This window comes from Halobellus captivus, assembly GCF_007655485.1.
GTDB classification, from domain to species: domain Archaea; phylum Halobacteriota; class Halobacteria; order Halobacteriales; family Haloferacaceae; genus Haloquadratum; species Haloquadratum captivum.
On record NZ_VJXQ01000002.1, the window covers coordinates 125771 to 146221 of the forward strand.

At 65.8% G+C, this 20451-nt stretch carries 21 protein-coding genes; 11 read left to right on the forward strand and 10 right to left on the reverse strand.

Annotated elements, in window-relative coordinates; genetic code table 11:
* Positions 1-128 precede the first annotated feature (128 nt).
* The gene (locus FJT57_RS05945; protein ID WP_238993955.1) at positions 129-1040 is read left to right on the forward strand and encodes a DUF368 domain-containing protein; all 912 of its coding nucleotides are present in this window, start codon (positions 129-131) and stop codon (positions 1038-1040) included.
* Positions 1041-1377: 337 nt separating this feature from the next.
* On the opposite strand, the gene FJT57_RS05950 is transcribed toward FJT57_RS05945, so the two are convergent.
* Together FJT57_RS05950 and FJT57_RS05955 are read right to left on the reverse strand one after the other, a co-directional pair.
* The gene (locus FJT57_RS05950) at positions 1378-1527 is read right to left on the reverse strand and encodes a rubrerythrin-like domain-containing protein (RefSeq protein ID WP_144902921.1); all 150 of its coding nucleotides are present in this window, start codon (positions 1525-1527) and stop codon (positions 1378-1380) included.
* A gap of 110 nt (positions 1528-1637) precedes the next feature.
* Entirely contained in the window at positions 1638-2192 is a 555-nt protein-coding gene (locus tag FJT57_RS05955; protein WP_144902924.1) for a class I SAM-dependent methyltransferase, read from the reverse strand.
* 156 nt (positions 2193-2348) lie between these two features.
* Between FJT57_RS05955 and FJT57_RS05960 the strand changes: the two genes are divergently transcribed.
* Positions 2349-2552, forward strand: a complete 204-nt coding sequence (locus FJT57_RS05960; RefSeq protein WP_144902927.1) for an HEWD family protein — start codon at positions 2349-2351, stop codon at positions 2550-2552.
* 22 nt (positions 2553-2574) lie between these two features.
* Here the strand turns inward: FJT57_RS05960 and FJT57_RS05965 are convergent, their stop codons facing one another.
* Positions 2575-3255: a phosphoglycolate phosphatase gene (locus FJT57_RS05965; protein WP_144902929.1), complete on the reverse strand. Its 681-nt coding sequence runs from the start codon at positions 3253-3255 to the stop codon at positions 2575-2577.
* A 164-nt stretch (positions 3256-3419) separates the two neighbouring features.
* Here FJT57_RS05965 and glpA point away from each other — a divergent pair, with 164 nt between their 5' ends.
* The 3 genes from glpA to FJT57_RS05980 are packed head-to-tail and all read left to right on the forward strand — an operon-like array spanning position 3420 to position 7918.
* Positions 3420-5258, forward strand: coding sequence for an anaerobic glycerol-3-phosphate dehydrogenase subunit GlpA (gene glpA / locus FJT57_RS05970; RefSeq protein ID WP_144902932.1), 1839 nt, complete (start codon positions 3420-3422; stop codon positions 5256-5258).
* On the forward strand, positions 5245-6501 hold the full coding sequence (glpB, locus tag FJT57_RS05975) for a glycerol-3-phosphate dehydrogenase subunit GlpB (protein WP_144902935.1): 1257 nt from the start codon (positions 5245-5247) through the stop codon (positions 6499-6501). Before glpA ends, glpB begins: the two co-directional genes overlap by 14 nt.
* A gap of 40 nt (positions 6502-6541) precedes the next feature.
* Positions 6542-7918 carry an anaerobic glycerol-3-phosphate dehydrogenase subunit C gene (locus FJT57_RS05980; RefSeq protein WP_144902938.1) on the forward strand — a complete coding sequence of 459 codons (1377 nt, stop codon included), beginning with the start codon at positions 6542-6544 and terminating at the stop codon, positions 7916-7918.
* A gap of 50 nt (positions 7919-7968) precedes the next feature.
* Here the strand turns inward: FJT57_RS05980 and ileS are convergent, their stop codons facing one another.
* The 4 genes from ileS to FJT57_RS06000 form a co-directional block, all read right to left on the reverse strand.
* Entirely contained in the window at positions 7969-11115 is a 3147-nt protein-coding gene (ileS, locus tag FJT57_RS05985) for an isoleucine--tRNA ligase (protein WP_144902940.1), read from the reverse strand.
* A 247-nt stretch (positions 11116-11362) separates the two neighbouring features.
* The gene (locus FJT57_RS05990; RefSeq protein WP_144902943.1) at positions 11363-11821 is read right to left on the reverse strand and encodes a hypothetical protein; all 459 of its coding nucleotides are present in this window, start codon (positions 11819-11821) and stop codon (positions 11363-11365) included.
* Between the two features lie 132 nt (positions 11822-11953).
* Entirely contained in the window at positions 11954-12481 is a 528-nt protein-coding gene (locus tag FJT57_RS05995) for a bifunctional nuclease family protein (protein ID WP_144902946.1), read from the reverse strand.
* A 72-nt stretch (positions 12482-12553) separates the two neighbouring features.
* Complete coding sequence (locus FJT57_RS06000; RefSeq protein WP_144902949.1) at positions 12554-13168, reverse strand: ArsR/SmtB family transcription factor; 615 nt, start codon at positions 13166-13168, stop codon at positions 12554-12556.
* A 172-nt stretch (positions 13169-13340) separates the two neighbouring features.
* On the opposite strand from FJT57_RS06000, the gene FJT57_RS06005 reads away from it, so the two are divergent.
* Entirely contained in the window at positions 13341-13928 is a 588-nt protein-coding gene (locus FJT57_RS06005; protein WP_144902951.1) for a GNAT family N-acetyltransferase, read from the forward strand.
* 34 nt (positions 13929-13962) lie between these two features.
* On the opposite strand, the gene FJT57_RS06010 is transcribed toward FJT57_RS06005, so the two are convergent.
* Both FJT57_RS06010 and FJT57_RS06015 read right to left on the reverse strand, forming a co-directional pair.
* Positions 13963-14238, reverse strand: coding sequence for a hypothetical protein (locus FJT57_RS06010; RefSeq protein ID WP_144902953.1), 276 nt, complete (start codon positions 14236-14238; stop codon positions 13963-13965).
* A 65-nt stretch (positions 14239-14303) separates the two neighbouring features.
* Entirely contained in the window at positions 14304-14585 is a 282-nt protein-coding gene (locus FJT57_RS06015; protein WP_238993930.1) for a DUF7520 family protein, read from the reverse strand.
* Between the two features lie 297 nt (positions 14586-14882).
* Between FJT57_RS06015 and cdd the strand changes: the two genes are divergently transcribed.
* The 3 genes from cdd to FJT57_RS06030 all read left to right on the forward strand — a co-directional run bounded on the left by cdd (position 14883) and on the right by FJT57_RS06030 (position 17493).
* Positions 14883-15311, forward strand: a complete 429-nt coding sequence (gene cdd / locus FJT57_RS06020; protein ID WP_144902956.1) for a cytidine deaminase — start codon at positions 14883-14885, stop codon at positions 15309-15311.
* A gap of 63 nt (positions 15312-15374) precedes the next feature.
* Positions 15375-16193, forward strand: a complete 819-nt coding sequence (locus FJT57_RS06025; protein WP_144902959.1) for a nucleoside phosphorylase — start codon at positions 15375-15377, stop codon at positions 16191-16193.
* Between the two features lie 115 nt (positions 16194-16308).
* Positions 16309-17493, forward strand: a complete 1185-nt coding sequence (locus FJT57_RS06030) for an NAD(P)/FAD-dependent oxidoreductase (protein WP_144902962.1) — start codon at positions 16309-16311, stop codon at positions 17491-17493.
* Between the two features lie 164 nt (positions 17494-17657).
* Here the strand turns inward: FJT57_RS06030 and FJT57_RS06035 are convergent, their stop codons facing one another.
* Complete coding sequence (locus FJT57_RS06035; protein ID WP_144902965.1) at positions 17658-18191, reverse strand: Rrf2 family transcriptional regulator; 534 nt, start codon at positions 18189-18191, stop codon at positions 17658-17660.
* Between the two features lie 313 nt (positions 18192-18504).
* Between FJT57_RS06035 and FJT57_RS06040 the strand changes: the two genes are divergently transcribed.
* Together FJT57_RS06040 and rocF are read left to right on the forward strand one after the other, a co-directional pair.
* Positions 18505-19422 carry an NAD-dependent epimerase/dehydratase family protein gene (locus FJT57_RS06040; RefSeq protein ID WP_144902968.1) on the forward strand — a complete coding sequence of 306 codons (918 nt, stop codon included), beginning with the start codon at positions 18505-18507 and terminating at the stop codon, positions 19420-19422.
* 29 nt (positions 19423-19451) lie between these two features.
* A complete protein-coding gene (rocF, locus tag FJT57_RS06045) occupies positions 19452-20360 on the forward strand; it encodes an arginase (RefSeq protein ID WP_144902970.1) in 909 nt (302 codons plus the stop codon).
* Positions 20361-20451: the final 91 nt, after the last annotated feature.

Below are 20451 nucleotides of genomic sequence, written 5' to 3' on the forward strand. Positions count from 1 at the left end.
AATCGGTGCCTATGTCGAAAGATCGAGACGGGTCAGGCGGATCCGCGCGGCCCGCTCACGAGGCCCTGTCGACGGTGCGCTCGACCACCGGCTCGGCGTGGCTTATCGTCTATCTCAAAGGGCTCTGTATGGGCGCTGCCGACGCCGTCCCGGGGGTCTCGGGCGGCACGATCGCGCTCGTCACGGGGATCTACGAGCGGCTGATCGCGGCGATAACCGCCGTCTCGCTCAGCCGGATCGTCGACGTGCTCTTGGGTCCGCTTCCCAGCCGACGCGAAGACGCCGTCGACGCCCTCCGAGCGGTCGACGCCGGATTCCTGCTCGTGCTCGGGGCGGGCATCACCACGGCCATCGTGACGATCACCCGGGTCGTCCACGCCGGGATCCAGAGCCTCCCGGTCCTCACGTTCGGGTTCTTCTTCGGCCTCATCGCGGCCTCCGCGTGGGTGCTCTTCTCCGAGGTCGAGGTCGACACGCCCGCTCGTGCGACCGCGGCCGTCGGCGGCTTTCTCCTCGCGTTCCTCGTCTCGGGACGGGCGGCCGCGACCCTCGGTGACGGCCTCGGTGTAACGGTCTTCGCCGGAGCGATCGCCGTCAGCGCGATGATTCTCCCGGGAATCTCGGGCTCGCTCCTGCTCATCATCCTCGGGCAGTACGAGTATATGACCGGAACGCTGTCCGCGTTCGTCGACGCGCTCTTGGCGCTCGTGACTGGCGGTCCGATCGAACCCCTGCGCGAACACGGCGTCGTCGTGATCGCGTTCGTCTCCGGAGCATTCGTCGGGTTGTTCACCGTCGCGCACGCGGTTCGGTGGGCGCTCGATCGCGCGAGAGAGGCGACGCTCGCGTTCCTCGTGGCGCTGATCGTGGGCGCGCTCCGCGCACCGATCGTCCGGACGGGCGATCAACTGGCTGGGCTCGGCCGGACGTGGACGCCGACTGCGGTCGCCGTGTTCGCCGCTGCCGCCGTGGTCGGTGCCCTCCTGGTCTGGCTCCTGGACCGCTACACCGGAATGGCAGACATCGACGCCGAGGCGTGATACGACCGGTTGTGACTTTTTAACGGAGACCGCTGCTCCCCCACAGCAATCTCGGGTGAGAGACTACAATCAACCGCATAAGCGTCGGAAACGCGACGGCTCGGAGTGGTCGAGCCACGAACGCAACGAGACGAAACCTGCGGGACGAACGCAGGCGTTCCGACCGCGTCGGCGGTCGAGTCCAGCGCGCCGATCCGAATTCCCTCGGAAGCGGCAGCTGACAACGCGGCGGAAGACAACTCAGTGAAGCCGGAGTTCAGCGATACGCCGACGGACTGCCACTCGACCGCGGGAGGCTCAGTCGCCAGTATCGCCGAGAGCGTTCGGTTCCGAATAATCACTCCCGTGGGACGGCGATGTTCTGTAGCGAATCGCTGCCGCAGCGGTCACAACGCCCGCCGCTTTCGCCGCGGGCACCACAGGATCGACACTCGTAACGGCTCGTATCCCGGCGGTATGGATCGACTGTTCCGTTGTATATCACCATACGTGCCACCTGCTCTCAAGCGGGGATAACCGTTCCCCTGAACGGAAATAATGGGATACGATAGTGTATAATCACCTAATATATGGAAACACACTACACAAAATTTTCAGCTACCGCGTGCATATATGAACGAATGTCTCCTCCCGCGTTACCCCCTGACTAGTCGTAAACCCAACCCCTTCGAGGGCGTCGACGGCGTCGCCGAGGCCGAACCGTTCGTCTGTCGGCGGTCCGTCGGCACCGGAACCGGACTTCGACCAATCCAGGGTGACGACCCGCCCGCCGGGACGGATCACGCGGGCGAGCTCTTCGAACGCCTCCTCGGAGGCGAACTCGTGGAACGTCATCGTCGAGAAGGCGGCGTCGAGTTCGTCGTCCTCGAGCGGGAGCGAAGAGGCCTCGGCAGTCACGAATTCGATATTTTCGGGCGCGCCCTTCTCTCGGTAGTGGTCGTGCATCTCCGGCTGGACGTCGACCGCGTAGACCCGTTTGACGAGGGGTGCGACCTCGTCGGTGTAAAACCCGGTTCCGCTGCCCACGTCGGCGACGACGTCCTCTCGACCGGGGTCCAGCGCACCGAGCAGTTCCTCACGAGAGCAGAAGCGATACCGGCCTGCGTCTTCCAGCGCGTCCGCGCGTTCGATGTCGAAGGTGTGAAAACCCATACGCCGATCTACGGGTCACTGTGACCTAAAGGTACCACCGGCTCCACCCCCGCCCAGAGCCGAGCTTCGACCGCTACGTTCGGAAGAAAACGCTGAGACCGCCACGCTGCCGCGGCAGTCAAGGTTAACCGGGTCGGTCCCGACTAACGGGACGAGATGGTACCGACACTCCGATTCCCGACTGAACGGACCTGTGAGCGCTGCGGTCGCACCGAAGTCTGGGCGGACGACGTCGGATCGTGGCGTCTCGCGACCGACGACGCCGACAGCGCGCGCGCCGTCGGCAGCCCCTACTGCATCCACGAGTGGGATATCAACGGGACGTTCGTCCCGTTCGAGCGCGAGGGTCTCGAAGCCTGATTCGGCACCGGAGACCGAGATCCTACGCTTCGGCGATCGATTCGAGCGCCGAAATCGTGCCGTCGAAGTACGACTCCTCGAGGACGATGTCGGCCGCCTCGCGCGCGGCGGCGTCGGCGTTCGCGACCGCGAAGGACCGACCGGCCACCCCGAACGTCGAGACGTCGTTCTCGCTGTCGCCGACGGCGACGAAATCCGACGGATCGTAGCCGAGGGCCTCGGCGACGGCCTTCAGCCCCGTCCCTTTCTCGACGCCGGGCGTCTTCACGTGATAGGCGTAGCCGGTGTCGAAGACGTCGAGGTCGAACTCGGCGGCGACCGATCGAAGCAGTTCCTCGTCAGCGTCGAGGTTGACCGCGACCTCGGTCCGCCGCCACTCGTTGATGGCGTCGAACCCCCCCCAGCCGAGGTCGCCGCCTCGCTCGACGAATGCGTCGGCAGCGGCCCGTGCGCGCTCTCTATCCCCCTGGTAGGAGACGGCTCCGTCGGCGAGGACGACGCCCCCGTTCTCGGCGATCACCGTCTGTTCGAGCCCGAGATAGTGCGAGAGGCTCACGGGATACGGGAACGCTTTGCCCGTGGCGAGGACGACCGGGGCGTCCCACGCCGGGAGGTAATTGAATGTGCGAGGATCGAGACGGCCCGTTCCGTCCGTGAGCGTTCCGTCGATATCGAGCGCCAGCGGCGGGGCGTCGGCAGTCATAGCCCGGCTTGGCGTCGGGCGAACAAAGACCCTCCGTTCGGAGGAGGCAGCCATCAACCGCCGGGAGGAGGCGGCCGCCACCCGGCTGAGGCAGACCGATTACATTCTGACCGGTGCCTGCAGACGCTACAGTAAAGTATGTGCTACCCAACTGCGAACTGTGAATGAGTGATACGCCGAGCGCCCTCGTCCTCGGCGGGGGTTCGACCGGATGCGGCATCGCGCGGGACCTCGCGATGCGCGGTGTCGACGTCACGCTCGTCGAGAAGGGTAACCTGACCCACGGGACGACCGGGCGGATGCACGGACTCCTCCACAGCGGCGGCCGCTATGCCGTCTCCGACCGGGCCTCCGCCGAGGAGTGCATCGAGGAAAACCGCGTCCTCCGGCGGATTGCGAGCCACTGCGTCGAGATGACTGGCGGGCTGTTCGTCCAGCGTCCCGAGGACGACGACGAGTACTTCGAGGAGAAGCTACGGGGGTGCCGCGAGTGCGGCATCCCCGCGGAAGTGCTCACCGCCGAGGAGGCCCGCGAGATCGAGCCGTATCTCGCGGACGACATCGAGCGCGCGATCCGCGTGCCCGACGGAGCCGTCGATCCGTTCCGGCTCTGCGTGGCCAACGCCGCCGACGCGATCCAGCGCGGGGCGCGCGTGGAGACGCACGCCGAGGTGACTGACGTGCTCATCGAGGACGGGGAAGTCGTCGGCGTCGAGGTCGAACACGCCTCCGGCGGCGGCTCCGAAGCGGGGTTCGGCTCGTTCGTTCACGGCGAGCCCGGAGAAACCGAGGAGCTGTACGCGGACTACGTCGTCAACGCGACCGGCGCGTGGGCCGGAGAGATCGGCGAGATGGCCGATGTCGAAGTCGCCGTCCGTCCCTCGAAGGGCGTGATGACGATTATGAACGTCCGCCAAGTCGACACCGTCATCAACCGCTGCCGACCGAAGGGCGACGCCGACATCGTCGTCCCGCACGAGACTACCTGCATCCTCGGGACGACCGACGAGGAGGTCGACGATCCCGAAGCGTACCCCGAGGAGGGTTGGGAGGTCGATCTCATGATCGACACGCTCTCGGAACTCGTGCCGATGCTTTCTGAAGCCAGGACGATCCGCTCGTTCTGGGGCGTTCGCCCGCTCTATGAGCCCCCGGAAGTCGGCAGCGAGGACCCCACGGACATCACACGCGATTTCTTCTTACTCGATCACGACGAGCGCGACGGCCTCCCCGGGATGGCCTCTATCGTCGGCGGGAAGCTCACGACGTATCGGATGATGGCCGAGGACATCGCCGATCACGTGTGTGAGAAACTCGGCGTCGACGTCGAGTGCCGCACGGCCGCGGAGCCGCTTCCCGGCTCCGAGGACTTTTCCGTGCTGCGGGAGTGGATGGACGAGTTCGGCCTCCGCTCGCCGATCGGTCGCCGCAGCGCAGAGCGACTCGGCTCGCGGACGGACGAGGTCCTCGGCGAGTGGGACGGTCCAAACCCGACGGTCTGCGAGTGCGAGGCCGTCACCCGCGCGGAGATCCACGACGCGATCTCGCAGTCGGGCACGGATCTCAACGCTGTCAGAATCCGCACGCGCGCGTCGATGGGAAACTGCCAGGGCGCGTTCTGCTGTCACCGGATGGCGAACGAGCTGACGCCCGAGCACGACGAAGCCACCGCCCGCGACGCGCTCGATGAGTTGTACCAGGAGCGCTGGAAGGGCGAACGCCACGCGCTGTGGGGCGAACAGCTCTCGCAGGCGATGCTGAAACACCACCTTCACGCGACGACGATGAACCGCGACGGCGATCCCGCCGCGACAGGCGACGAGGTCGATTTCGGAGCCTTTGATTCGGGGGCGGAACGATCCGAAGCCGTCCCCGACGGCGGTCCGCGGACGCGAACCGACGGTCGACGACGGGCAGGAAACCACGATCGAACCGAGGGCCGACGACAGAGAGAAGGACCGAAACGAACCCACAACCGGGGGGCGGCTGATGGCAATTCGTGAGGACGTCCTGGTCGTCGGCGGCGGCATCGCCGGTGTCACTGCCGCGCTCGCTGCGGCCGAGTCGGGGGCACAGGTTCGCCTGCTCTCGCACAAGAAGAGCACGCTCCGGCAGGCTAGCGGCCTCATCGACGTGCTCGGAGCCATCGGCGGAGTGGCACCGATCGCGGATCCGTTTGCGGCCGTCGACGACCTGCCCGACGGCCACCCCTACCGGGTCGTCGGCGCTGACGCGATCCGCGACGGTCTCGACCTCTTCGACGGCGCGGTCGGCGACGCCTACGCCGGAGCACACACCGATCGAAACGCGCTCGTGCTCACTCACGGTGGGACGATCAAGCCGACCGCGCGGTATCCGAAATCGGTCGCGCCCGGGCTCGCCAGCGTCGAGAAGCGGACGCTCCTCGTCGGCTTCGCGGGGCTGACCGACTTCGACGCGCCGACGGCCGCGGCGCACCTCGGAGCGGCGGGCGTCCCCTTCGATATCGACGGCGCGACCGTCCCGTTCCCCGTGGAGTTCCGCGACGACGCGCTGACGACTCGGTTCGCGAAGGCGCTCGACGGAGACGAATCGAACGCGCGAACGCGGCTCGTCGAGGCCGTCGCCGAGGAACTCGACGGCCACGAGCGGGTCGGCTTCCCGGCGATGCTCGGCGACCAGAACGAAAGTACGGTCCGCGCGGAACTGGAAGACAGACTCGGGGCGGCCGTCTTCGAGATCCCCACCGGGCCCCCGAGTCTGCTCGGTCTGCGGCTCGAAGATCTGCTGTACGACGCGCTCGACGAGGCCGGAGTCCGGATCTCCTCGGGAAATCCCGCCGTCAGCTACGAGGCCAGCGACAGGCGAATCGACGCGGTCCTCGTCGATCAGCGGGGACGTGAAGTCCCCTACGGAGCCGAGGAATTCGTCCTCGCTACGGGCGGCCTCGTCGGTAAGGGGATCGACTCCGATCGCGAGTCGGTCACGGAGCCGATCTTCGGTTGTCACATTCCACACCCCGCGGACCGTTACGAGTGGTCCGAGCGGGAGGCGTTCGGCGCGCACGCGTTCGCCCGGTTCGGAGTCGTCCCGGACGGCGACCTGCGACCGGTCGACGAATCCGGCGGGAACGAGTTCGAGAACCTTCGGGCCGCCGGTGGCGTTCTCGGCGGTGCCGACACGGCCCGCGAGAAATCCGCCGCGGGCGTCTCGCTGGCGACGGGCGCGTACGCGGGACGCCGCGCGGGCGAGGAGGCGACGCAATGACGAGTACGAAAACGACACGCACGCAGGAGATCACTAGTAGATGAGCGACGCAGAGAACTCTCCCCCGACGGAACCGACAGAACGACGCGCACAGCCCGGTGAATCCAGTTTCGACTCGGCGTTCGAACCGGTCTCGGTCTTCGGCGACGAGTCGACGATGGACCTTCGACCGGGCGCGGACAACTGTTATAAGTGCTCGGTCTGCGACACCACCTGTCCGGTCGCGGCGGTCGACGACGACTTCCCCGGACCGAAGTTCCAGGGCCCCGAGCAGTGGCGGCTCAAGCGCAAGGAGGGCTCGGAGATCGACGACTCGATCATGTCTTGCTCGAACTGTATGCGCTGTGACGACGCCTGTCCGTCGAGTGTGCCGCTCTCGCAGATGCACAACACCGCCAGAGGCGAGTACGTGGACGAGCAGATGGACACGCTGTCGATCGAGTACCTCAGAAACCGGATCCTCGCGAACTACCGCACGTCGGCGTGGATCGCGAGTAAGGTCCCGCGGATCGCGAACTTCGCGATGAACTTCGGCCCGGGGCGCTGGCTGATGGAGAAGGCGATGGGCGTCACGAACGAGCGGGAGTTCCCCGCGTTCGCGACGCAGACGTTCCGCGCCTGGTGGGGCGAGCGCGGCGGTGCGGACGCCTCTCGACAGAACGCGCGCGAGGCCCGCGAACGCCGCGGCGACCCCGTCGACGCCGAAAAGAAAGTCGCGTACTTCCACGGCTGTTACTCGAACTACAACACCCCGGAGGTCGCGAAGGCGCTCGTCCGCGTCTTCGAGTCGTTCGGCTACGAGATCGTCGCCCCCGAACAGCGCTGTTCCGGCACGCCGATGTTCGCGAACGGGATGCTCGCGGACGCCGAGCGGGCGGCGGAAGTGAACGTCTCCTCGTTTTCCGATCTGGTCGAGCAGGGCTACGACGCGGTCGCCTCCTGTACCTCCTGTTCGATGGCGATCAAACAGGAGTACCCGGAACTCTTCGATATCGACGGCATCGACGACGTCGCCGCCAACACCTTCGAGGCCCTCGAATACCTCCGCATCCAGGAGGATCTCGAAGCCGAAATCGCAGAGGCGAGCGTCGACGAGCAGTCGTTCGCGTACCACGCGCCGTGTCACGCGAGGAACCAGGGCCTCGACAGGCAGGCGCTCGAACTGTTCCGCGGCCTCGACGGCGTGGCCGTCGAGGACGTCGGCGACTCCTGTTCAGGGATTTCGGGAACCTACGGCTGGAAGGCGGAGAAGTACGAGACCTCGATGAAGATCGGCGAGGATATGTTCGAGCATATGCACGACGCCGCGGGCGACGTCGGAATGACGGAGTGCCCCACGTGCGCGATGCAGATGGAGCACGGCACGGGCTACGAGATTAAGCACCCGCTGCAACTGCTCGAAGAAGCGCTCTGCTGATCCGGAATTCACCAACCGCCTGACGAAGACGCGAGGAACGATGTATCCCCTTACTCGTCGACCGGATCGACACCGATCGTGACGGTCACACCCTCGACGTCCCACTCTTCGAGGAGAGCGGGCTCGCCGTCCGACGCCGGGTCCGCGCCGACGACGAACTCGCGGGATCGGGTCTCCTCGCCGACGACGTCGCGGTGACGGTCGACGAAGTCGGCGACGCGGTCGTCTGCGACGTCGACGGACGTGTCGATCGGGGCGTCGACGTCGAGGTCCAGTTGCTTACGCATCTCCTGAATCCGGCGGATCACGTCGCGGGCGTACCCCTCGGCCTCGATCTCCTCGGTCAGTTCGGTGTCGACGTAGACGGTGCCGCCTTCGAAGTCGGCACCAGAAATGTGCGCCGGTGGTTCGGCCTCGTACGAGACCATCTCGTCGTCGAGGTCGTAGGTCTCGCCGTCGACCGCGACGCCGCGTTCGACTTCGGCTCGCGTCTTGCCCTGGACCGCTTCCATCACCTTCTGTGCGTCCGCGCCGAAGGCGGGGCCGATGACGCCCATCTCGGGTCGGGCGCGCTCGACGAGTTCGTCAAACTCGCTCACAACGTCGATCGAACGAGCGTTGACACGTTCTGCGAGGAGGTCCGAAAGAGAGTCGACCGCCGCGGCGACGTTCTCGTCCTCGGTCGCGACGACGACTCGCTGGACGGGCCAGCGGAGCTTTCGACCGCCCTGCTGGCGGGCGTTCGCGGCAGCCTCCTCGACGTCCCGGAGAACCGCCATATTCCGTTCGAGTTCGGGATCGCGAAGCGTCTCGTCGGGTGTCGGATACGACAGGGCGTGGACCGTCGTCTCCTCGCCGTCGAGGTGTTGGTACATCTGCTCCGCGAGATACGGTGTAAACGGCGCGAGGAGCCGGATCGTCTCCTCGAGGACTGTCGCGAGCGTCGCGTACGCGCCGCGCTTCGAGGCCGAATCGTCTTCCTCCCACATCCGCTCGCGGATCGCCTTCACGTAGAAGCGCGAAACGTCCTCCGTGAGGAAGTCGAGCACGGCGTTGAGCGCGTCGCTGACCTCGTAGTTCTTCCACGCGTCGGCCGCCTCGCTCTCGACGGACTGCAGTCGTGAGAGTACCCACTCGTCGACGACTGTGAGCTCGCCGTCGTCGAGGTCGGCCTCTGACGGGTCGTAGCCGTCCAGTTCCATATAGGGAAGTGGAAACCGAAAGACGTTCCAGAAGATGTTGAGCGTCGACTGCATCTCGCCTAAGCCGTTCCACTCGAAGGAGAGATCGACGCCCTGCTGGTCGTGACTGAGCAGGTACGCCCGCAGCGGATCCCGACCCGCCCGTTCGATGGCCTCTTCGGGCGTGACGATGTTCCCGAGCGACTTCGACATCTTTCTTCCGTCCTCGTCGTTGACGAAGCCGTGCATCATCACCTCCTCGTAGGGGGCCTGCCCGACTGCGGCGGTACCCATCCCGAGTTGGGACCAGAACCACCCGCGGGTCTGGTCGTGAGCCTCGACGATCCAGTCGGCGGGCCACAGTTCGTCGTGAGCGTCGGTCTCCGAGGGGTAGTCGATCGTTCCCCACGTCGCGACCGAGGAGTCGATCCAGACGTCGAAGACGTCCGGGACGCGCTCGTACGTCTTTCCACTCTCAGTGATCGTCAGCGGGTCGACCGCGGGTCGGTGCAGGTCGATCTCGTCGGGGTCGACGTCCTGATCGACGCGCTCGGCGAGTTCCTCGCGCGTGCCGATCACGATCCGCTCGCCGTCGTCGGCCTGCCAGATCGGAAGCGGAATGCCCCAGTAACGCTGTCGGGAGACGTTCCAGTCGGGGGCGTCCGAAACGAAGTCGCGGAAGCGGTTGTCGCGGGCCCACTGCGGATACCACTCGGTCTCGTCGATATTATCGAGCAGTTCGTCTTTGACGTCGGTGACCGTGATGAACCACTGGTCAGTGGCGAGAAAGATGATGTCCGTGTCGCAGCGCCAGCAGTGACCGTACCGGTGGTCGTGGGTCCCCGACGCGAGCAGCGCGCCTGACGCATCGAGATCGTCGATAATCCGGTCGTTGGCGTCGCGGACGAACGTGCCCGCGTAGTCGCCCGCTTTTTCGGTAAATTCGCCGCGGCCGTCGACGGGAACGTACACGTCGAGGCCGAGTTCCTCGCCGCGGGCGAAGTCCTCTTGCCCGTGTCCGGGCGCGGAGTGGACGAGGCCCGTGCGGTCGGCTTCGACGTAGTCGGCGGTGTAGACCTCGCCAGCGCCCTCGAAGTCGGGGACCTCGTTCAGATGTGATTCCAGCGGGTGGTCGTACGTCCAGCCGACGAGTTCCTCGCCCGTGAGCTCCTCGACCACCTCGTAGTCGTCGTATCGGCCCTTCTTCAGGACGTCCTCGACGCACGGTTCGGCGATGTAGAGGACCTCCTCTTCTCGCGGCTCGCCGTCGCCGCCCTTCTCGGCGCGGACGGCCTGGTAGGTCATCTCGCCGTCGACAGCGACGAACGTGTTCGCCGGGATCGTCCACGGCGTCGTCGTCCAGATGACGAAGTTGCCCTCGCGCTCGCGGAGCGGGAATTTCACGTAGATCGACGGCGAGGTGATCTCGTCGTACTCCACCTCGTTGGCCGCGATGGCGGTCTGACACCGCGGGCAGTAGTTGACCGAGCGCTTGCCCTGCTCGACGAGGCCGCGTTCGTCGACCTGTTGGAACGCCCACCACGCCGCTTCCATGTACTCCGGTGAGATGGTCTCGTAGGGGTCATCCCAGTCCATCCAGACGCCGATCGACTGAAAGTCCTCGTCCATCGCCTCGCGGTTCTCCTCTGCGAACCGCTTACACTCGTCGATGAACGCCTCCATCCCGTATTCCTCGATGTCCCGCTTCGATTCGAAGCCGAGTTCCTCCTCGACTTTCACCTCGATCGGGAGGCCGTGCATATCGTACCCCGGGCGGTCGGTGACCCGGTGGCCGGTCATCCGCTTGTGCCGGATGACGGCGTCTTTCAGCGTCTTGTTCCACGCCGTCCCCAGGTGCATCTGTCCGGAGGTGTACGGCGGGCCGTCGACGAAGAAGAAGGCGGGGTCCTCCGCGTGTGCCTCCTTCGTCGCCTCGTAGGCGTCTGCGTCGTCCCAGTACGTCTCGACCGCGGACTCGACGTCCGACGGCGTGTACTGGTCGTCGACTTCGTCCATACTGGTGGAGTACCGGCGGACGTATATGAAATCCGTGGAAGCGCGGCGTGCGTCGTCGCAACTGGAGGCGTCGGCGGAACGGTGGCGGCGCGGGCGGTGGCGGTAGTTGGCGGTCGCTGTGCGGTGGCGGTCCGGTCGGCAAGTGATTGTACCGCGAGGCGAGCAATGCGAGCCTCGCGGGAAGTTTTTCCCTCCAGGTTTTTGCGCGGAGGGGTCCTCGGGACCCCTCCGCAGTAAAAAGGTGGGTTTAGAAGTCGGGCAGATCGTCGGGGGCTTCATACTCGGACTCCCACGTGATGTAGTCGTCTTTCAGCACCTCACAAACGGTCTGGCCGAGTTCGGTGAGCCCGGCATTGATACTCGAGACGGTCTTCCAGGAGTCGACGTCGGGGTGGATCTCCCGTTCCTTCCAGTCTTCGGGGATACCGGGCGCGTGGTACCCCACTCGGTCCGCGAAGTCGTCCCAGAAGAAGTCGAACTGCGCGAGCAGGTCGAGATCGAGGACGATTCGCCATTCGTCGGCCGTGACGTCCGTCGTCTCGGCCCATTCGGCGAACGCGTCGGCCCACGCGCCGTCGCGAAGGAGCCCTTCGAGTTCGTCGCGTCGGTAGTCGGTGTCACCGATGATCTCGGCGTCCTCGTACTCGTTGGGATCGACGACGTCTTCCAGTTCAGGAACCGGCGGCGTCTCGACTGAGAGCGTCATACCGTGGCGTTTGCGGGGTGGAGGGATAAGCGATGTGTGCGGTCGGGCGGCGGGCGAGCGGTCGGGTGACGTGTGAGCAGTCGGACGGCGGACGGCGATCGGGCGGCGGGCGTGCGATCGAATCGGTATACGCTACCGCTCGTCGCCGAATTCGCTGAAATCGTCGACGTCGTCGACGGTATCGAGATCTCCGGGGTCGTCGTCGATTCCGTCCGGGCCGTCGCCACCTCCGAGGTCGAACCGCTCCGGGGGTTGTCCCGCGCGATCGAGAACGATATCTGAGATCTCGATCGGGCAGTCGACGCGGACCGCGAGCGCGACCGCGTCGCTCGGGCGCGCGTCGAAGACGAACCGCTGCGGTTCGCCGTCCTCGTAGCGTTCGGCGTCGATCTTCGCGTAGAACGTCCCATCGGCGATGTCGTCGATGCGAACCCTGTCGATCGCGCCGCCGAACTCCGTGACCATCTCCACGAGGAGGTCGTGGGTCAGCGGACGCTCGAACGCGTCGCCGGTGGTCGCGAGTTGGATTGCCCGGGCCTGATCGGCCGTGACGACGATCGGCAGCAATTCCGACCGCGCCGCGATCACGACCGCGGGGATGTTCTCGCCGTCCGCGTCGACACCGACGGCGATGCCTTCGACCTCGCCCGGGTGGTTCATACGAACTACTACTCCGTCCGGGTACGAATACTTACGGGACGCTTCGACGGATCGGCCGCGCAGGACCGACGGCTACCGCTGCCTGACGAACCAGAATGCGAACCATACGAGGAGTACCGTCAAGCCACCGAGAAACACCAACAGTCCCGGCGGAGGCCCGGATGCGGCAGTTCTCGCGGCCGCGTCGGCGGCGACCTGGACGGACTCGGTACTCGCGGCACCGGCGTCGCCGCCGGTCTGTGCGACGAAGGGGATCCCCTCGATCGCGAACTGCGCGAACAGGCTCACCACGCCGATGATGCCGACGCCAGCGAGCAAGCGCTTGAGAGCCGTCGCGAGCCCGGTCGTCTCGTCGTTGTCGGCGGCGACGACGACGAGTGGGCGATCCGCGGGCGCATAGACCTTCATCTCGCGCCCCTTCTCGGAGTAGACGGTGTCGACCACCTCGACCGCGCCAGCGGATTCCAGCCGTTGAAGGTGGTATTGGACGTTCTGCAGGGAGGTGTCGACCGACTCGGAGAGGGCAGCGGTGTTCGTCGGCTCCTCGTGGAGCGTGGCCAGGATTCGACGGGCGGTCGTCGAGGAGAGCGCCGACAGGAGGTCGTCGGCGTCGTCGTCTTCGAGTCCGACGACGCGCGGTGACGCGTCGACTTCGGGCTCGGATTGGGAGGGCAAGAGGCGAGCCATCGCTCCCTCGTACAACGGGCGACGATACAAACTTGTTGCCTGTGGGGTCCGGTATCCGGTCGTCGTTGGTGCGCGCTGATCTCGATATCTGGGGAGGGTTGATGGCTGCTCGTCCCCGAACTCGGGTGACGGCTCCGCAATACACTTGCGTCCCGCTTTCGTACGGGCGGGTATGTACGTCCGGGACGCGAAAAACCGCGACGAGGTCTGGCTACTCGACAGAATCGAGGACGCGGACATCGACGACCCCGCGTTTCGATCCCGGGACTACGTGATCGCCCTCGACGAGGACACGTCTCGGAAGGCCGGATTCGGCCGGATTCGCGTCCACAAGACCGAGGCGGGGGAGTTCTGCGAACTCGCGTTCGTCTACACGCTGCCGCCGTGGCGACAACAGGGCGTCGGCGCGCACGTCATCGAGCGTCTCGTCGGACAGGCGAGCGACGAGGGGTACGACGCGGTGTACACGTTCACGCGACAGCCAGCCTACTTCACGCCGTTCGGATTCGAGCCGCAGGACACCGGATCACTTCCCGACCCCGTCGCCTCACGGCTCGCGGAGGTCCGAGAGGAGCGCGGCGACGACGTCATCGCGATGCGCGTCCGGGCGGCGGATTTCGAGGTCCCGGACTCGTTCCGCGAGCGGTTCAAGCAGGCGTCACCCGCCGACAAGCGGGAGGGCGACAGCGTCGAGGAGACGGCCGAGGACTTCGGCATCGACCCGTCGAAAGCGACCTACAAGTACGACACCGGAAACTGAGCGTCGAGCGTTTTCCTCGGGCGCGACGCGCTCGCTACGTCCGCTGGTCGAGGAAGTCCGTACTGAAGACGATGTACGCGAGGACGCTGCAGAACAGGATCGGCGGCAGCAGCAGGAACGCCCACAGCGGTTCGAGTCCCCAGCCTAGAAGCAGGACGACGTTCCCGAGGCCGATCGCGAGGAACGGCGCGACCGCGAGCGCGGCCCGCTTGCGGTTTCGCCCCCCGGACTCGGACTCAAGCGGCGCGTTCGGATCGAACTCCTCGTCGGCGGCATCCGAGCGAGTCTCGGCCGACGCGGAAGAGGCCATATCCGGAGTTAGAAACGGAGCGATAAAAGCGCCGCGCTGTCGCCGTTCGAGAGCGACTCCCGGGATCAGCGGGCGTTGTTGGCTTCCGCCCGCGACGCGAATTCCACGAGGCCGAAGAGGAGGCTCAGGAGGGCCGTCGAGACGACGAGGCCGTAGAACGCGACCGCAGCGGGCGTCACTGGAATCGTCAGATTGGTTCCGAGCACGGCGGCCTCGGAGATCGCGACCGCGCCGTTACTGCCGACAAGCCACCCGATCGCACCCGAGAGTACCACCACGATCGCGCCGACAGCCAGCATAATCCGCCGTCCGGTTCCCCGGCTCGCGGTGTCGGATTCGGAGTTCACACCCGAAGTAGGAACGAGAACGATTTGCCTCTTGCCCTTTCGAGCGCTCCTGCCACGATTGTCATACCGGTCAGACTGCCACACTGGTTAGACTGCGATATCGGTCAGACTGCGATACTGGCTAGACTCCGATACCGGCTAGACAGCAATATCGGTCAGATTTCGACAGCGATCCGACTGCGACAGTGACCGGGGCGGGACACTGACCAGACCGCGGCATTGATCGGATCCAGCGCGACCTGACGAATACGTCGCCGACGGCAACGTACAAACCGACGCCGGACGAACCGTCAGACGATGACAGACGAACTCGTCGAACGCGCCCGCGAGGCCCTCGAAGACGCGTACGTCCCGTATTCCGAGTACCGCGTCGGCGCGGCGCTGCGAACCGCCGACGGCTCGGAGTACGTCGGCTGCAACATCGAGAACGCGAACTACTCGAACAGCCTGCACGCCGAGGAGGTCGCCATCGCCGCGGCGGTCCAGGATGGCCACCGCGAGTTCGAACGGATCGCGGTCAGTTCCGGCGCACGCGACGGCGTGACGCCCTGCGGAATGTGCCGACAGACGCTCGCGGAGTTCGCCGGAGCGGACCTGGAAATCGTCTGCGATGAGGGGGGCGAGGAAACGACGGCGTACACGCTCGGTGAACTCCTCCCGAACACGATCTCGCTGGAGACGCTTTCGGCCGCGGAAAAACAGCGCTCATCGGGCGGCGAGCCCTAAGCCGCCGGGGTTCGCGGCCCGCGCAGCCGACAGCCTATTTTCGCTGCGCGCGGAGGAAGTCGTATGAGCGACAGCGAAGACCCCAACGACGACGTGCAGTACCACCTCGAAGTCGGCCCCGAGGACGTCGCAGACAGCGTGCTCCTGCCCGGGAATCCCGAGCGCGTCGACAAGATCACCGACCTGTGGGACGATCACGACGAGAAGGCGTACCACCGCGAGTACCGGACGGCGACGGGAACGTACGAGGAGACGCCAATCTCGGTGACGTCGACGGGGATCGGCAGTCCCTCCGCGGCGATCGCCATCGAGGAACTCGCCCGCGTCGGTGCGGACACGTTCGTCCGAGTCGGCTCCTGCGGCGCGATCCAGCCGGAGATGGGCGTCGGCGACCTCGTCATCACCTCCGGTGCGGTTCGTCAAGAGGGGACCTCGAAGGAGTACGTCCGCGAGGACTATCCGGCCGTCGCGGACCACGAGGTCGTCGCCGCGCTCGTCGCCGCCGCGGAGCGGCTCGGCCACGACTACCACGTCGGGCTGACGATGAGCGCCGACTCCTTCTACGCGGGCCAGGGCCGACCCGGGTTCAGGGAGTTCCGCGCGGCCGGTTCCGACTCGCTCGTCGAAGAGCTCAGCGAAGCGAACGTGAAGAACATCGAGATGGAGGCCGCGGCGCTCTTGACCGTCGCGAACGTGTACGGCCTCCGGGCAGGTGCGGTCTGTTCGGTATACGCGAATCGGATCACCGGCGAGTTCCGCACGGAGGGCGAGTCGCGCGCGGCGGAGACAGCGAGCCTGGCGGTTCACCTGCTGGCGAAGATGGACGAGGCGAAGCGGGAGGCGGGCGTCGATCACTGGCATCCGGGGCTCTCGATCGAGTGATCGGATAAAGTAGCGGTTTCAACGGCCCACGAACCGACAGTGAGGGCTTTCCAGGTATACAAAGAGCAAGCGGCGTTTCGCAGTTCCTTTATCCGATGCGGGTACAGGTTCACGTATGAGTACACAGGTCGTCGTCGTCGGCTCCGGCTACGCGGGTGCCGGTGCCGTGAATCGACTCGAAGACGAACTCGACGCTGGCGCGGAACTGACGTGGATCTCCGAGAACGACTACCACCTCGTTCTCCACGAGGTCCACCGCTGCATCCGCGACCCGAGCGTCGAATCGAAGATCACGATCCCGATCGACGACATCAAATCCGACTCGACGACATTCCTCAAGGGCCATGTCACCGACGTCGACGTCGACGAGCGCGTCGTCGAACTCGAAGACGACGAGGTCGAGTACGACTACCTCCTGCTCGCGATCGGCTCCGGCACGGCCTTCTTCGGAATCGACGGGCTGCAGGAGTACGCCTACGAGCTGAAAAGCCTCGACGACGCCCGCGCGATCCACGCCGACATCAAAGCGGCGGCCGAGGACGCCTCCCGCGACGACCCCGCCCAGGTCATCGTCGGCGGCGCGGGCCTCTCCGGCATCCAGACCGCCGGTGAAATCGCCGAGTACCGCGACGACCACCGCGCGCCGATCGACATCACGCTGGTCGAGGGGCTCGACGAGGTCTTCCCGAACAACGATCCCGAACTGCAGGGCGCACTCCGGAAGCGGCTCGAAGCGCTCGATATCGAGATCCTCACCGGCGACTTCATCTCGAAGGTCGACGAGGAGACGGTGTACCTCGGCGGCGAGGAGGACGACCCCGAACTCGCGTACGACTCGCTCATCTGGACCGGCGGCATCACCGGCCACGAGGAGGTCCACGGGATGGAACTCGATCAGGACGAGCGCTCTCACCGCGTCTTCGCCGACGCCGACTTCCAGACCTCCGACGAGCGCGTGTTCGCCCTCGGTGACACGGCACTCGTCGAGCAGGGTCCCGACTCGGTCGCGCCCCCGACGGCGCAGGCCGCCTGGCAGGCCGCGGACGTCGCTGGCGAGAACGTCGCGCGCGCCGTCGCGGGCAAGCCCCTGAAGACGTGGCGACACGAGGACAAGGGAACCGTCGTCTCCGTCGGCGAGGACGCCGTCGCCCACGACGTCAAACTGCCGGTGCTCGGGTCGTTCCCGATGAACGTCTTCGGCGGGCCAGCCGCGCGCAACCTGAAGAAGGCCATCGCCGCGCGCTGGATCGCGGACGTCGCGTCGAAGAAGGACGCGTTCGACGCCTGGGACAGCCTGTAAGCGAGCATCCAGAACGGATCAAACGCGGTCGAACTGGGTTCTCTGACGGACACCGACCCATCTTTCTCGAAACGGAACGTAGCGGCGTCGCTGGCGTGGTATTCGAGAGGTGAGAGTGGAAAAGCGAGACAGAAGGAAAACGTCGGTCCGTGTCGCCGCGCCGCTCAGTGCGACGCGTCGCCGACGGGCGCGCGCATATCCTCGATTCGCAGGATGAGGATGTTCCCGGTGTCGTCCTTCCCGTCGACGACGCCCTCGATCACGAGTTTCGAGAGGGGCGTCGGTCCCACCGTCACGTTGTCTCCCTCGTGGAAGTCGCGGACGGAGCCCTGGATGTGAATCTCCGCGCGGCACAGTTCGGGGTGGTGGACGGAGGACAGGTCGATCTCGTCGACGTTGGCGTTCTCGACCTCCTCGCCGTCGTGGTACAGCGGGACGAACGCGGGCTCGTCCATCTGATTGACGTCGAGCGCCTCGTAGGCGTTCGCCGTCGGCTTGTACCCGCCCTTCGGGCCCGGAACGCCCTCGACGAGTTGCAGGGCCTTCAGACTCTGCATCTGGTTTCTGATCGTACCGGGGTTTCGGTCCACTTCTGCGGCGATGTCCTCGCCTTTGACCGCGTCTTCGCTCTCTCGGTGGAGGTTGATGAGGGCGGTAAGGATTGTTTTCTGACTGGACGTGAGCTCGATGGATGACATAGCCGTTCGTTCGGCGCATACGGTCTTAAATCCGGTGGATGGATACACACAGTGTGAAAGAGTGTCCCGATTTTTGTCCGATTCGGCGTCATTCGTTTCGTTTTTCTCACTATATCCGCCGCCGTGGTTGCGACCAGCGTTCGATACGTCCACCAGGCCGTCTATCGCCGTAAAACTCGACAATCGCATCGACCGTTCGGCCTTTTACTCGCATCGACCGCCCGCTCGCTCGCATTTACAACCCGGTCACTCGCATCGACCGCCCTCGCTCACATCCGGTACCGATTTGTGAGCCCTCCCTCGTGTGTGTTGTATGGAAGACAAACGCGTCCTCGTCACCGGCGGGGCGGGGTTCATCGGCTCGAACCTCGCGAACCACCTCGCCGCCAACAACGACGTCGTCGCCCTCGACGACTTACACCTCGGAACGCCGGACAACCTCGACGACGCGGTCGAATTCGTCGACGCGAGCGTCCTCGACGGCGACCTCCCGACCCAGGGAGTCGACGTGCTGTTTCACCTCGCCGCGTACTCCTCCTATACGATGGCCGAGGAGAACAAGCGCGAGGCCACGCGCGTGAACGTCGAGGGCTTCGTCAACGCCGTCGAACAGGCCAGAGAAGACGGGTGTGACACGGTGATCTACGCGTCGACCTCGTCAATCTACGGCTCTCGGACGGAGCCGTCCCCCGAGGGCCTTCCGATCGAGGCGCGGACGTGCTATGAGGCGTCGAAACTCGCCAGAGAGCAGTACGGAGAGTACTTCCACCACCACTACGGGATGGCGCTGGCCGGACTGCGCTTCTTCTCCGTCTATCAGGGCTATGGCGGCGCGGAGGAACACAAAGGCGAGTACGCCAACACCGTCGCGCAGTTCACGGACAAGATCGCCAGCGGCGAGCGACCGAAGGTCTTCGGCGACGGCTCTCAAACCCGGGACTTCACGCACGTCGACGACATCGTCCGCGGGATCGAACTCGCCGCCGACCACCGACTGCAGGGCATCTACAACCTCGGCACCGGCGAGAGCTACACGTTCAACGAGATGATCGGGATGATCAACGACGAACTCGGCACCGACGTCGACCCCGAGTACGTCGAGAACCCCCTCGACGTGTACGTGCACGACACGATGGCCGATAGCACGAAAATGCGCGAGGCCACGGGTTGGGCGCCCGAAATCTCCTTCGAGGAGGGTGTCGCCCGCGTCTGCGCCCCGTATCAGGAGTGAAAAGAGGACGGAGCGCGAAGGAAGCCACGATGACCCGAACAGTCCGCGTCGTCGGCGCGCCGACCGACTACGGGGCGAACCGTCGCGGCGTCGATATGGGGCCCTCCGCAATCCGGTACGCCGGGTTGGCGGAGCAGTTGGAACGCGCCGACGTGACCGTCGTCGACGACGGCGACGTCCGCGCACCGCGCGCGGAGGAGCGCGATCCGGAGGCCGAACTGCCCGCGTCCGGGCGAGCCAAGTTCCTCCGCGAGACGCGCGAAGTCGTGACCGCCCTCGCCGATCGCGTCGGAGGCGCGCTCGAAGCGGATGAACTCCCGCTCGTCCTCGGCGGCGACCACTCCGTCGCGATCGGATCGGTTACGGGGTCGGCGCGGGACGCCGAAATCGGCGTCGTCTGGTTCGATGCCCACGGCGATTTCAACACCCCCGAGACGTCGCCCTCGGGTAACGTCCACGGAATGCCGCTCGCGGCGATCCTCGGCGTCGGCGAGTTCGCCGATATCGAATGGGCGAACGCCGCGGGGCTCAGCGAAGACAACGTGGCGATCGTGGGACTGCGCGACGTCGACGAGACCGAACGGGCAGCGATCGCCGAAAGCGACGTAACGACGTTCACGATGTCAGATATCGACGAGCGCGGTATCGCGAACGTCGCCGACGACGCGCTGGACGTGGCGGCGGCCGGAACCGACGGCGTCCACGTGAGCCTCGACCTCGACTGGCTCGATCCGCGGGAGGCTCCCGGCGTGGGGACGCCCGTCCGCGGCGGCGTCACGTACCGTGAGGCACACGCCGCGCTGGAAGCCGTCGCCGAGCGCGACTGCCTCCGATCGATGGAACTGGTCGAGGTGAACCCGATCCTCGACGAGCGAAACGAGACCGCGACGCTCGCGACCGAATTAGCGTCGAGCGCGCTCGGAACGCAGATTCTATAGGGATACCACGCCGATTTCGATCGGCGTATTCTCGGGTTTCAGCCGGAAAAATAGAATATGTGACGACGACGCACACCGGGTTTCCGGTGAA